Raw genomic sequence first — 13,133 nt, forward strand, 5'->3', positions numbered from 1 at the left:
GCGCTATCCACCCCCGAGCTTCGCGTTGATCGCCGCACGGCCGATTTCCGCCGCGACCGTGCCGCCGGTGGCCGCGAGGCCGCGGTTGCCGCCGTCCTCGACGATCACCGCGACCGCGATCTGCGGGCTGTCGGCCGGGGCGAAGGCGGTGTACCAGGCGTGTGGGGCGGTGTTCTTGGAGTCCGTGCCGTGCTCGGCGGTGCCGGTCTTCGACGCGATCTTGATGTCCGCGCGCTTGCCACCGCCCTTGGTGAAGCCCTCGGAAGCGATCATCATGTCCTTGAGGATCGCGGCGTTCGACGACGACAGCGCCGCGGTGCCGGTGAGCTCGGTGGGGCTGTAGTCCTCGATCGTCGACAGGTCGGGAGCCAGCACCGACTGCACCAGCTGCGGCTTCATCGCCATCCCGCCGTTGGCCACGGTGGCCGCGAGAATGCAGTCCTGCAGCGGGGTCAGCCGGACGTCACGCTGGCCGATCCCGCTCTGGAAGAGCGCGCCCTGGGAGTCGAGCGGGCCGACCGTCGAGGGGGCGACCTTCATCGGCACGGTCAGGTCGGTCTGCCCGATGCCGAAGTTCGCCGCCGTCTTCTTCATCTTGTCCGGGCCGAGCTGTCCGGCGAACTCCGCGAACGGCACGTTGCAGGAGTGCGCGAGCGCGTCCTTGAACGTGTTGCCCGGGCAGGTTTCGCCGCCGTAGTTCTCCAGCGTCGTGTTCGTGCCGGGGAGCTTGGTGTTCGGTTCCTGGCTGACCGGGGTGTCCGGGCCCTTGCCGTCTTCGAGCACGGCCGCCGCGGTGACGAGCTTCATCGTCGAACCCGGCGGGTAGGTCTCGGAGATCGCCCGGTTCAGCATGGGCTTCTTCGGGTCCTTGTTGTTCGCGTTCCAGGCGTCGGTCTGCGCCTTCGACGTGTGCGAAGCGAGCTGGTTCGGGTCGTACGACGGCGTCGAGACCATCGCCAGGATCCGCCCGGTGCTCGGCTCCATCGCGACGACGGCGCCGGTGTAGTTCTTCTGCGTCATCAGGTCGTACGCGGCCTTTTGCACGGCCGGGTCGATGGTCAGCCGGACGTTGCCGCCGCTCGGGTCCCGGCCGGTGACCATGTCCGACAGCCGGCGCACGAACAGCCGCGGGTCGGAGCCGTTGAGGACGTCGTCCTCGGCGCGCTCCAGGCCGCCGGCGCCGTAGTTGATCGAGTAGTAGCCGGTGACCGGCGCGTACATCGGGCCGTCGGCGTAGGTCCGTTTGTACTTGTACTTGTCGTTCGACGGGTCGATGCCGGCCAGCACCTCGCCGTTGGCCTGCGACACGATCTTGCCGCGCTGGCGGGCGAACTCGTCGTAGAGCACCCGGGCGTTGCGCGAGTCGGTGCGGTAGTCGTCGGCCTTCACCACCTGGATGTACGTGGCGTTGGCCAGCAGCAGGACGACCATGACGAGCATCGCCATGCCGACCTTGCGGAGCGGGGTGTTCACGCCTGCGCACCCCCGTCCGCCGGCGGGCGCTGCACGAGCACGGTGTGCGCTTCCGCGATGGGGGCCTGCGGCTGCTGCTGCGGCTTCGGGCGCGAGGCGGGCTTGCGGGCCGCGTCGGAGATGCGGAGCAGCAGCGCGACCAGGATGTAGTTCGCGAGCAGCGACGAACCACCCTTGGACAGGAACGGGGCGGTGATACCGGTCTCCGGGATGAGTTTCGTGACTCCGCCGACGACGACGAAGATCTGCATGACCATGGTGAACGCGAGCCCGCCGCCGAGCAGCTTGCCGAACGTGTCGCGCACGGCGAGCGCGCTTCGCATGCCGCGCATGGCGACCATCAAGTACAGCATCAGCACCGCGGCCAGCCCGATGAAGCCGAGCTCCTCGCCGATCGACGCGGTGATGAAGTCGGTGTTGGCCTCGGGCACCATGTCCGGCCGCCCGGCGCCGAGCCCGGTGCCGCCGACGCCACCGGTGCCGAGCCCGAACAGACCCTGCGCGAGCTGGTAACCGCCGCCGGCCTGGTCGTAGGTGGCCAGCGGGTCCAGCCAGTTCGCCACGCGCTGCTGGACGTGCGTGAAGAGGTTGTACGCGATCACGCAGCCGACGGCGAAGAAGCTGAGGCCCAGGACGACCCAGATGGCCCGCTCGGTCGCGACGTACAGCATCACCAGGATGACGCTGAAGAACAGCAGCGACGTGCCGAGGTCCTTTTCGAACACCAGGACGCCGATGCAGACGAACGCGGCGATCAGGATGGGGCCGAGGTCGCGGGCGCGCGGCAGCTCGACCCCGACGAGCTTCTTGCCCGCCACCATGAACAGGTCCCGCTTCGACACCAGGAACGAGGCGAAGAAGATCATCAGCAGGATCTTGGCGAACTCGCCCGGCTGGATCGAGAAGAACGGCAGCTTCAGCCACACCTTGGCGCCGTTGACCTCGGACAGGCTCGACGGCAGCAGCGCGGGCAGTGCCAGCGCGACGATGCCGATCAGGCCCGCGGTGTAGCCGTAGCGGGTCAGCGTGCGGTGGTCGTTCACCACGATCAGCACCACGACGAAGAACACCAGCGAGATCACCGTGAACAGCACCTGCGCGGTGACGGCCGGCGTGTAGTCCTTGCCCTGCTGCGTGGCGCGTTCGGCGAGGGCCAGGTCGATCCGGTGGATCATCACCAGCCCGATGCCGTTCAGCAGCGCGACGCAGGGGAGCAGCACGGGATCGGCGTACGGCGCCCATTTGCGGACGGCCAGGTGCGCGCCGGTCAGCACGCCCAGGTAGGCCAGGCCGAGCCAGATGATCGACGTGGTGAGTTCCTGCTCCTGGTTCGCTTCCACCAGGACGAGCGCGACGGTGACGATGAAGGTCGCGAAGCCCAGCAGCACCAGCTCGGTGTTGCGGCGGGTCGGGACCTCGCGCGGCGGGTTCGTCTGGAACTGCGCGGCGAGGGGTTCGGCGGCGCGCGCGGCGGGCTGGCTCATCAGTTACCGCCTCCCGTCGTCGGTGCCGTCGAACTCGGCGTCGAGCAGTCCCTCCCCGCTGGCTGGTTCGCCGACGACGGAGCAGTAGAGCCGGCCGGAGCCGACGGAGTCGTCGTCGGCGTGACCGAAGGGGTTGGCGTCGTGGGCGGCTGGCCGCCCGCCGGCGCGCAGTTGTTCAGGCGCTTGCGCAGCTGCAGGAAGTCGTCGATGTACTTCCGCGCTTCGTCGAGGTTGTCCTTCTTGACGCCGTTCTGCACCGCCAGCCGCGCGTCCTCCTGGAGCTGGGTGACGCGCAGCTTGTCCGTGCACACCTGGCTCGGCGGGCAGGACCCTTGCTCGTAGGCGTGCAGGTCGATGCCGAGAATGCTGCCGGGGACGCCGCGGTAGATCACGACCTCCCCGTCCGCTCCCTCGCCGACATAGTACTGACTCAGCACGAAGTAGCGGGTGGCGATGGCGGCCGCGGCGAGGACCACGAGGACCACGAGCGCTCCGGCCAGCCAGCGGAACCGCTTCCGGCGCTTGGCCTTCGGGTCCTCCCGGGGCTGCGGCAGGTCCGGGCGCTGCTGCGGCGGCGGCTGGGTCAGCGCCCTGGCCCGCGCCGCGGGCGAGTCGCCCTGGTGCAGCTCGTCGCTGCCGTCCCCGGCGGCGCCGCCCACGATGGGCGCGTCCTCGCCGAAGTCGACGTCGACCACGTCGGCGATGATCACCGTGACGTTGTCCGTGCCGCCGCCCTTGAGCGCCAGCTCGATCATCCGGTCGGCGCACTGCTGCGGGTCCGGGATCTGCACGGCCTCGGCCAGCGTCTCGTCGCTGACCATGCCGGACAGGCCGTCCGAGCAGATCAGGTACCGGTCGCCGGAGCGGGCCTCGCGCACGGTCAGGCTCGGCTCGACCTCGTGGCCGGTGAGCGCCTTGAGCAGCAGTGACCGCTGCGGGTGCACCGCCGCCTCTTCGGGCGTGATCCGGCCCTGTTCCAAGAGTTCGTTGACGAAGCTGTCGTCCCGCGTGATCTGCGCGAACTGACCGCCGCGCAGGAGGTAGGCGCGCGAGTCGCCGACGTGGACCAGCCCCAGCCGGGTGCCGGCGAACAGGACGGCGGTGAGCGTGGTGCCCATGCCGTCGAGGTCGGGGTCCTGCGAGACGAGCTCGGCGATCGCGGCGTTGCCGTTCGCCACCGCTTCGCGCAGCTGGGCGAGCAGGTCGTCACGGGGTTCGTCGTCGTCGAGGGGGGCGAGGGAGGCGATGACGACCTTGCTGGCGACTTCACCCGCCGCGTGGCCACCCATACCGTCGGCGAGCGCGAGCAGGCGAGGGCCGGCGTACACGGAGTCCTGGTTGCTCGAACGCACCAGGCCCCGGTCGCTGCGGGCTGCGTAGCGGAGGACGAGAGTCATGGGCGAAGCTCGATCACCGTCTTGCCGATCCGGATGGGGACTCCGAGCGGGACCCGGAGGGGTGCAGTGACCTTAGCCCGGTCGAGATACGTCCCGTTCGTCGAGCCCAGATCTTCCACGTACCAGTCCTCGCCGCGCTGGGCGATCCGCGCGTGCCGGGTCGACGCGTAGTCGTCGTCGAGCACCAACGTGGAGTCGTCGGCCCGGCCGATCAGGATCGGCCGGCCGTCCAGCGCGATGCGCGTCCCCGCCAGTGCGCCGTGCGTGACCAGCAGCTGCTGCGGGGACTTGCTGTTGCGCGGCTTCTTCTCCTTCTTGCGCCCGAAGGTCGGGACCTGGACGCGCATGCCCGATGCCGCGTAGAGGTCCGACCGGACGACTCTGAGCGCGGCGAACACGAAGAGCCAGAGCAGCACGAGGAAGCCCACCCTGGTGAGTTGTACGACCAGCTCTGGCACTTGGTGTGTCCGCTCCCGACTCGTCCGTGCAGCCGCGACGCGGGTACGCCGCGGTCCCCCCGCACGTCAATTCTGCGGGAACAGTATTCCGGGTCCTGAGTCAGCCCTGTGTACGGAACACGAGGGACGAATGACCCACCCGGATGACGTCGCCGTCGGCGAGCTGCCAGGTCTGGACCGGGGTGCCGTTCACGGTCGTGCCGTTGGTCGAGCCGATGTCGGCGAGCGTCGCGCTCTGGCCGTCCCAGGTGATCTCCAGGTGACGGCGCGAAACCCCGGTGTCCGGCAGGCGGAAGTCCGCGTCCTGGCCCCGGCCCACGACGTTCCCGCCCTGCTTCAGCGAGTACGTGCGGTTCGAGCCGTCGTCCAGCTGCAGGCTCGCCGCGAGCTGACGACCCGGCGCGGGCTGGCCGTAGCCGCCCTGCTGCTGGGCGTACGGGTCCGCGGCCGGCTGGCCGTACGCCTGCTGCTGGCCGTACTGGTCGTACCCGCCTTGCGGCTGCTGCTGGCCGTACTGGTCGTAGCCACCCTGCTGCTGGTAGCCGCCCTGGTCGTACCCGCCGCCCTGGGGCTGGCCGTAGCCCTGGTCGTAGCCGCCGGCTTGCGGCTGCTGGTAGCCGCCCTGGTCGTAGCCACCACCCTGGGGCTGGGCGTAGCCCTGCTCGTAGCCGGCCTGGGGCTGCTGGCCGTACTGGTCGTAGCCGCCGCCCTGCTGCGGCTGGCCGTACTGGTCGTAGCCACCGGCAGCGGGCTGCTGTTGACCGCCGTACTGGTCGTATCCACCCTGCTGGCCGTAACCCTGGTCGTACCCGGGCTGCTGGCCACCCTGCTGTCCGTAGCCGTACTGGCCCTGCTGGCCGTACGGGTCACCCTGGTCGTATTGGCCGTAGCCGGGGGGCTGGCTCATTGCTGGGTCTCCTGCGTTGCTGGGTCGTGCCGACCGCGGTGAACCGGCGCCTGAGGGGCGGGCGTCGGGATCGACGGACGAACGGGTCTTGAACTGTCCAGTATGCAGCGCCTCGTTGCGCTCGAGTGATACGACGACGTCACCATAGGTGTCCAGACCCTCGGCGGCGAGGTGTTCCGCCACTGCCCTGGCCAGCATCTGCGTGACACGCTGCTCGTCACCGGCCATGCGCTCGTGGTCAGCCGCCCCCAGGGACACGATGTAGTGATTGGGGGCGAGCTGCCGACCGCCTGCCAGCTCACGAACGTTCTCCTCACTCTCCCGCTCCAGGGCGATCGCCACTTCCTGCGTGACGACGTTGCCACCGAACATGCGCGCGAAAGTGTTCCCCACCAGGTTCTCGAGTCGCCTGTCGAATCGTTCGGCGCGGCCCACCGGGGAAAACCTCCTCACACGTGTGCTTCCGCATCGATCCTATCCGGGTGAGCCAGCCTCTACACGGCCCCCGGTGAAAGCTGTTCAAAGCACCTGCTAGTCTTCTCCTCGCTGCTTGAGAGACGCACTCGGGCGAGTGGCGGAATGGCAGACGCGCACGGTTCAGGTCCGTGTGTCCGAAAGGACGTGAGGGTTCAACTCCCTCCTCGCCCACGCTGTTAAAGACCCCGATCGCTGGCGCGATCGGGGTCTTTCCCGTTGGCTTTATGTCTCCCGGGGGCCGAGCCGCCCGGACCCCCACGGTGCCTCCCGTCACCTTCCAGCGTGGTCCGGGAGGCCTCCGGTGGGGTATCTCACCTGTGTTCGCCCTGGGCGAAGTTACGCCGTGTGGGTGGCTATCCAGTCCGCTATGACGTCCGCCCGGCTCGTTGTCTCGATGCCCGCGTGGGGGCAATCGGGGCCGGTTGCCTCCAATGAGACCAGCTCGTTGCCCGAGAAATAGGGCGCTCCGGAGTCGTACGTGCAGGCGCTCGTGGTGATCTCCGGGGCCGCGCCGCGGACGCCCAGCGTCGTCGGATCCACCTTCGCCACCGCCACCGTGCCCTGCTGGAGGCGGGTGGCCGGCTTGGGGTCCGAGTTCGTCAGGCTGCCCCAGCCCGCCAGGGTCAGCTGCTGGCCGACCTTCGGGGCCGCGCGGCTCACCGTCAGCGGCGGCACCGTGGTCACCGGGGAATCGAGGCGGATCAGGGCGACGTCGTTCTCCTTGGCCTGGAGGACCTCGGTCGCCCTGCGGGCGATGCCCGATTCCGTGGCTTCGTCGGTCAGGCCCAGCGTCACCGTCGTCGGGTACGGGGTCTTGCCCGAGACGCGGTCGCGGTGGGCGTCGTGGAAGCAGTGGCCGGTCGTCAGGACCCACCCGGGCGCGATGAGCGCGCCCGTGCAGTAGCTGCTGTACGTCGAGCCGTCCGGGCGCGGGATCTTCGTCATCGCGAGCTTCGCGACGAACCCGTACTGCCCCGGCGGGACGTCGGAACCGTGGGCGACGGCCCAGGCGGCGGGAGCGGTGGAGACGGTCAAAACGGCAGCGGCGAGCAGGGCGCGCAGGCGCATTCTTCCCCTTCGTCGAATCGGTGGTCGGCATTCGACGTTAGGGCCGCCGCCGCGGGCGGGGAATTCCCTGGCCGGGCGTCACCCGGTGGACCATCGGGTGACGCCCGGCGCCGGGTCAGCCGGTGTGCGCCGCGATCCAGTCCGCGATGACGTCCACGCGGGACGTGGTTTCGAGCTGGTTGTGCGGGCAGTCCGGCCCGCTCGACTCGACCGACACCAGCTGCCCGCCGGAGCCGCCCGCGACGAAGTACGGCGCGCCCGAGTCGTACACGCAGGCGCTCGTCGTCGACGTCGGGGCGACACCCCGGACGCCGAGCGTCGCGGTGGCGACCTGGCCGACCTGCACCGTGCCCTGCTGCAGCTTCGTCGAGGGGGCGGGGTTGACCGAGGTGAGACTGCCCCAGCCGGCGAGGGTCAGCAGCTGGCCGACCGACGGCGTGACCCGGTTGACCGTCAGCGGTGTGATGCCGGTTACGTCCGCGTCGAGGGTGGCGATCGCGATGTCGTTGGCGCTCGCCTGGTAGACGGTGACGACGTTGCGCGTCACCCCGGGCGTGTTCTGGTCGACCGTGCCGAGCAGCACCGACGTCGGGTACGGCACCGGCCCGGAGACGCGGTTGCGGTTGGCGTCGTGGAAGCAGTGACCTGCGGTGATGATCCACTGTGCGGCGATCAGCGCGCCGGAGCACGCGCTGTTGTACTTCGTGCCGTTGGGCTTCGGGATGTCCGTCATGGTGAGTTTCGCGGCGAAGCCGAACTGGCCCGCCGGAACGTCGGCGCCGTTGGCCACGGCCGAAGCCGGTGACGCGGTGGCGAGCCCGGCGGCCAACGTCAAAAGGGCAGCGGAAAGCACAGCGCGAACGCGCATCGGTGGATCCCCCTTGTCGCGCACCGGCGGTGGCTGCCGGTGATCACTTCCGAGCGTAGCGACGGCTCGAGGGCCCGAAAGGCGCTGCTTGGAGCAAAAACCGGCCCCGGCGCGTTCGCGCCGGGGCCGGTTTGCCGGAAATGTGCGGAAGTCAGTTCACGCCGACCAGGTCGACGACGAAGATGAGGGTCTCGCCGGGCTTGATCACGCCGCCCGCGCCGCGGTCGCCGTAGCCCAGGTGCGGCGGGATCACGAGCTTGCGGCGGCCGCCGATCTTCATCCCCGCGACACCCTGGTCCCAGCCGGAGATGACCTGGCCGGCACCGAGGCCGAAGCGCAGCGGCTCGCCGCGGTTCCAGGAAGCGTCGAACTCTTCGCCGGTCGAGTGGGCGACACCGACGTAGTGCACCGTGACGGACTTGCCCGCCGTGGCCTCCGCGCCGTCACCGACGGTGAGGTCGGTGATCTCGAGTTCGGCCGGCGGGGGTCCGTCCGGGCGGTCGATGAGGGGCTTTTCCAAGGTCATAGCGCTCACCGTACCGACGCTCCGGAGGCTGCGCCGATCGGACTACACCCAAGGAGGGGAAAAACGCGAAAAGTCTTCACACTTAGCCTACTGCTGGGTAGCGTGCGCTTCGTCACTTTTCTGGACTGAGGGGAGCCCGGCATGCGACGTCGCATCCGCGCCCTGACCGTAACGGCACTGGGGGCCCTCGTGGCCGGACTGACCCAGGTCGCCGTCACCGCGCCGGCCGCGCAAGCGGCCGTGTCGCCCGACGACTACTGCGGGGGGCAGTGCAGCGACATCCTGCCGCCCGGCGAACAGGGCAGCGCCACCCTCGCGGAAATCCTGGCGCACAAGCTGCTCGGCACCCGCCCGGCGCACTCGGCCGACCAGCTCGGGAAGTACTCCTCGCTGGCCAACGGGTACAAGACGCTGACCACGAGCGCGATCAACCAGTACTTCAACGACTCCTCGTTCGGCGTCCCGGCCGACCAGGTGGCGAGCACGACGAAGCCACGGGCGGACGTCACGATCGTGCGGGACAAGGCGCTCGGCGTCCCGCACATCACCGGGACCACCCGCGCCGGCACCGAGTTCGGCGCCGGCTACGCGGCCGGGCAGGACCGGCTGTGGCTGATGGACGTGCTGCGGCACGCCGCCCGCGGCCAGCTCTCGCCGTTCGCCGGTGGCGCGGCGTCCAACCGCGAGCTCGAGCAGCAGTTCTTCTCGAACGCGCCGTACACCGAAGCCGAGCTGCAGGCGCAGATCGACCACACCGCGGCCAGCGGCCCGCGTGGCGCACAGGGCCTCGCCGACGCGCAGGCCTACGTGGACGGCATCAACAAGTACATCAGCGATTCGTACAACGGCCGGTACTTCCCGGGCGAGTACGTGCTGACCGGGCACGTCGACTCGATCACCAACGCCGGGACGATCGACCCGTTCAAGCTGACCGACCTGGTCGCGCTCGCCTCGCTGGTCGGCGCCGAGTTCGGTGCGGGCGGCGGCGGCGAGGTGCAGAACGCCATCGCGAAGCTCGCCATGCAGGAGAAGTACGGCGTCGTCCAGGGCGAGAAGGTGTGGCAGAGCCTGCGCGCCGAGGACGACCCCGAAGCCGTCAAGACGCTCCACGACGGCCAGACCTTCCCGTACGGCAAGACGCCGGCCAACGCGGTCGGGCAGGCCATGCCCGACAAGAACTCGGTGACGCCGCAGCCCGTGGTGTTCGACAAGACCGGCTCGGCAGCTGCCGTGACGCCGTCCACTGTGGACGTGGCCGCGCCCGCCGAGCAGGAGCCCGCTCGCGGCATGTTCGAGAACGGCGTGCTGCCGGGGAACATGCTGAGCGAGAAGCACGGCATGTCCAACGCGCTGCTCGTCTCCGGCGCCAAGACCGCCAGCGGCCACCCGGTCGCGGTGTTCGGCCCGCAGACCGGCTACTTCGCCCCGCAGCTGCTGATGTTGCAGGAGCTGCAGGGCCCGGGCATCAGCGCGCGCGGCGCGGCGTTCGCGGGCTTGAGCCTCTACGTGCTCCTCGGCCGCGGCCAGGACTACTCGTGGAGCGCGACGACGTCCGCGCAGGACATCATCGACACCTATGCGCTGCAGCTGTGCGACCCGAGCGGCAACGCGCCGACGAAGGACTCGAACTACTACACCTACCAGGGCAAGTGCGTCCCGATGGACACCGTGGAGGTCAAGAACGCCTGGAAGCCGACCGTGGCCGACGGGACCGCGGCGGGCTCGTACACGCTGCGCAGCTACCGGACCAAGTACGGGCCGGTGCAGAGCCGGGCGACCGTCGGCGGCAAGCCGGTGGCGTACACGGCGCTGCGATCGTCCTACTTCCACGAAGTCGATTCGCTCATCGGCTTCCAGGAACTGAACGACCCGACCTTCGTCAAGTCCGCGGCGGACTTCCAGCGGGCCGCGCAGGACATCAACTTCACGTTCAACTGGTTCTACGCCGACTCGCGGGACATCGCCTACTTCAACTCCGGGGCCAACCCGGTCCGGCCGTCCAACGTGGACCCGAACATGCCGGTCTGGGGCGATCAGGGCCACGACTGGGCAGGCTGGAACCCGGCGGGCAACCTGGCGAACTACACGCCGGCGTCGCAGCACCCGCAGTCGATCAACCAGGACTACTACGTCAGCTGGAACAACTCCCAGGCCAACGGCTACGCCGCGGCCGGGGCGGACAAGTCGGCCGTGCACCGCGTCGACCTGCTCGACTCGCGGGTGAAGAAGCTGATCAGCAGCGGCACCAAGGTCACCCGGGTCAACCTGACCCAGGCGATGTCGGAGGCCGCGCTGGCCGACCTGCGTGCCGAGCGCGTGCTGCCGCTGCTGCTGCAGGTGCTCGACAAGACACCGGCCACCGGGGCGGCGGCGGACGCCGAGGCGAAGCTCAAGACGTGGCTGTCCCACGGCCAGCTGCGTACGGAGACCTCGCCGGGCAGCAAGGCGTATGCGGACGCCGACGCGATCCGCATCTTCGATGCCTGGTGGCCGCTGCTGGTCCAGGCCGAGTTCAAGCCGGGCATGGGCGACAACGCCTACAACGCGATGACCGGCGTGCTCGGCATCAACGAAAGCCCGTCCGGCTTCCAGAACGGCAACGGCCAGCACACCGGCCAGCCCCACAAGGGTTCGTCGTTCCAGTTCGGCTGGTGGGGTTACGTCAGCAAGGACATCCGCCAGGTGCTCGGCCAGCCGGTGGCGGGCCCGCTCGCCCAGACGTTCTGCGGGAACGGCGACGTCACCGCGTGCCGCCAGGCCCTGGTCGACTCGCTGACCACCGCCGCCGGCCAGCCCGCGAACACCGTCTACCCCGGTGACGCGTCCTGCTCGGCCGGTGACCAGTGGTGTGCCGACACGATCGTGCACAACCCGCTCGGCGGCATCACGCAGGACAAGATCAGCTGGCAGAACCGCCCGACGTTCCAGCAGGTCGTCGAGTACGCCGCGCACCGCGGGGACAACGTCGCGAACCTCGCGGCGACGAAGACGGTCAGCGCCACCAGCGCCGAGAGCGGCTTCTACAACTCGCCGGCGTCCAACGCGATCGACGGGAACGCCTCGACCCGCTGGGCCAGCGACTGGAGCGACGACCAGGCGATCACCGTCGACCTCGGTTCGGTCCAGCAGGTCTCGCGGGTGATGCTCAACTGGGAGTCCGCCTACGGCAAGGGCTACAAGATCCAGCTCTCGCCGGACGCGGTCACCTGGACGGACGCGGCCGTGGTGACCGACGGCGACGGCGGGCAGGACAACATCGCGTTCGCCGCGACCCCGGCCCGGTTCGTCAAGCTGCAGGGCGTCCAGCGCGGCACCAAGTACGGCTACTCGCTGTACGAGTTCGAGGTGTACGCGCACTGAACCCGGCCGGGGCACTCGCGGCTGAGTGCCCCGGCCTCCCCTTATCGTGGGCGGATGGACGACTGGACGCCCCGCACCAAGGCCATCGCCGCCGGCCGGCCGCACGGTCCTGGCGAGCCGCTGAACACACCGCTCGTCGCCACCAGCACCTACCAGGCCGGTGGCGATTTCGTGTACGCGCGCGGTGACGGGACGCCGACCTGGCACGCCCTCGAGGAAGCCGTCGGGGCGCTGGAAGGCGGCGAGGCGACGGCGTTCGCGTCCGGGGTCGCCACCCTGTCCGCGGTGCTGGACCTGCTGCCGGTCGGGTCGCGGGTCGCCGTTCCGACGTTCAGCTACGCCGTCACGCGCGGGGTGCTGGCCCACGCGCAGAAGCTCGGCAAGCTCGCCGTCACCGAGCTGGAGCCGACGGACACCGCTGCCTGGGTCGCCGAGGCCGCGACGGCCGATCTGGTCTGGCTGGAGTCGCCGACCAACCCGACCCTCGACGTGATGGCCATCGAGCCGATCGCGGCGGCCGCGCGCGGCCGGGTCGTCGTCGACAACACCTTCGCGACGCCGTTGCAGCAGCGGCCGCTCGAGCTGGGCGCGGACGTCGTCGTGCACAGCGCGACCAAGCTCATCGGCGGGCACAGCGACCTGCTGCTGGGCATCACCGTGGCCAAGGACCCGGCCGTCGCGGCCGAGCTGCGGGGCGCGCGGACGCGGGTCGGGTCGACGCCGGGCGCCCTCGAAGCCTGGCTCGCGCTGCGCGGGCTGCGGACCATGCCCGTCCGGCTCGCGGAGCAGTCGCGCACCGCCGCGCTGCTGGCGGAGCGGCTCGCCGGGCACCCCGCGGTGCGGCGGGTGCGCTACCCGGGCTTCGGGATGATGGTCGCCTTCGACCTGGCCGACGCCGAGACGGCGGACCGGTTCTGCGCGTCGGTCCGGCTGATCCGGTCGGCGACGAGCCTCGGCGGCGTCGAGAGCCTGGTCGAGCGGCGGGCGTGGCTGGCGGGCGAGGAGCGCGTTCCGGCCGGGCTGATCCGGTTCAGCGTCGGGCTGGAGGACCCCGATGACCTGTGGCGCGACCTCGCGTTAGCCCTCCCGGAGTAACGCGGACGGGTGAATCGTCG

10 protein-coding genes and 1 tRNA gene are annotated in these 13,133 nt (G+C 70.0%); 3 read left to right on the top strand and 8 right to left on the bottom strand.

The features are described 5' to 3' along the window. Positions 1 to 3 precede the first annotated feature (3 nt). From AB0F52_RS07420 to AB0F52_RS07440, 5 genes are all read right to left on the bottom strand, one after another. Positions 4 to 1,473 (bottom strand): penicillin-binding protein 2, encoded by a 1,470-nt coding sequence (locus AB0F52_RS07420; protein WP_360165686.1) that lies wholly within the window; start codon positions 1,471 to 1,473, stop codon positions 4 to 6. After that, positions 1,470 to 2,957, bottom strand: a complete 1,488-nt coding sequence (locus tag AB0F52_RS07425) for an FtsW/RodA/SpoVE family cell cycle protein (protein ID WP_103338158.1) — start codon at positions 2,955 to 2,957, stop codon at positions 1,470 to 1,472. Before AB0F52_RS07425 ends, AB0F52_RS07420 begins: the two co-directional genes overlap by 4 nt. Further along, positions 2,957 to 4,354, bottom strand: a complete 1,398-nt coding sequence (locus AB0F52_RS07430) for a PP2C family serine/threonine-protein phosphatase (protein WP_360165690.1) — start codon at positions 4,352 to 4,354, stop codon at positions 2,957 to 2,959. Before AB0F52_RS07430 ends, AB0F52_RS07425 begins: the two co-directional genes overlap by 1 nt. After that, positions 4,351 to 4,812, bottom strand: a complete 462-nt coding sequence (locus AB0F52_RS07435; protein WP_003079002.1) for an FHA domain-containing protein — start codon at positions 4,810 to 4,812, stop codon at positions 4,351 to 4,353. Before AB0F52_RS07435 ends, AB0F52_RS07430 begins: the two co-directional genes overlap by 4 nt. A 100-nt stretch (positions 4,813 to 4,912) precedes the next feature. Beyond that, on the bottom strand, positions 4,913 to 6,154 hold the full coding sequence (locus AB0F52_RS07440) for a DUF3662 and FHA domain-containing protein (RefSeq protein WP_360165694.1): 1,242 nt from the start codon (positions 6,152 to 6,154) through the stop codon (positions 4,913 to 4,915). 130 nt (positions 6,155 to 6,284) lie between these two features. Here AB0F52_RS07440 and AB0F52_RS07445 point away from each other — a divergent pair. After that, positions 6,285 to 6,367, top strand: a tRNA-Leu gene (locus tag AB0F52_RS07445). 165 nt (positions 6,368 to 6,532) lie between these two features. On the opposite strand, the gene AB0F52_RS07450 is transcribed toward AB0F52_RS07445, so the two are convergent. The 3 genes from AB0F52_RS07450 to AB0F52_RS07460 form a co-directional block, all read right to left on the bottom strand. Then, positions 6,533 to 7,264, bottom strand: coding sequence for a trypsin-like serine protease (locus AB0F52_RS07450; protein ID WP_360165697.1), 732 nt, complete (start codon positions 7,262 to 7,264; stop codon positions 6,533 to 6,535). A gap of 115 nt (positions 7,265 to 7,379) precedes the next feature. Further along, a complete protein-coding gene (locus AB0F52_RS07455) occupies positions 7,380 to 8,132 on the bottom strand; it encodes a trypsin-like serine protease (RefSeq protein ID WP_360165700.1) in 753 nt (250 codons plus the stop codon). Positions 8,133 to 8,283: 151 nt separating this feature from the next. Further along, positions 8,284 to 8,658, bottom strand: a complete 375-nt coding sequence (locus tag AB0F52_RS07460; protein ID WP_360165703.1) for an FKBP-type peptidyl-prolyl cis-trans isomerase — start codon at positions 8,656 to 8,658, stop codon at positions 8,284 to 8,286. A 141-nt stretch (positions 8,659 to 8,799) separates the two neighbouring features. Here AB0F52_RS07460 and AB0F52_RS07465 point away from each other — a divergent pair, with 141 nt between their 5' ends. Both AB0F52_RS07465 and AB0F52_RS07470 read left to right on the top strand, forming a co-directional pair. Further along, on the top strand, positions 8,800 to 12,018 hold the full coding sequence (locus AB0F52_RS07465) for a penicillin acylase family protein (protein ID WP_360165706.1): 3,219 nt from the start codon (positions 8,800 to 8,802) through the stop codon (positions 12,016 to 12,018). Between the two features lie 54 nt (positions 12,019 to 12,072). After that, positions 12,073 to 13,113 carry a PLP-dependent transferase gene (locus tag AB0F52_RS07470; RefSeq protein WP_360165709.1) on the top strand — a complete coding sequence of 347 codons (1,041 nt, stop codon included), beginning with the start codon at positions 12,073 to 12,075 and terminating at the stop codon, positions 13,111 to 13,113. The last annotated feature ends 20 nt before the right edge of the window (positions 13,114 to 13,133 follow it).

The sequence above is a fragment of the Amycolatopsis sp. NPDC024027 genome, assembly GCF_040638975.1.
Classification (GTDB): Bacteria; Actinomycetota; Actinomycetes; order Mycobacteriales; family Pseudonocardiaceae; genus Amycolatopsis.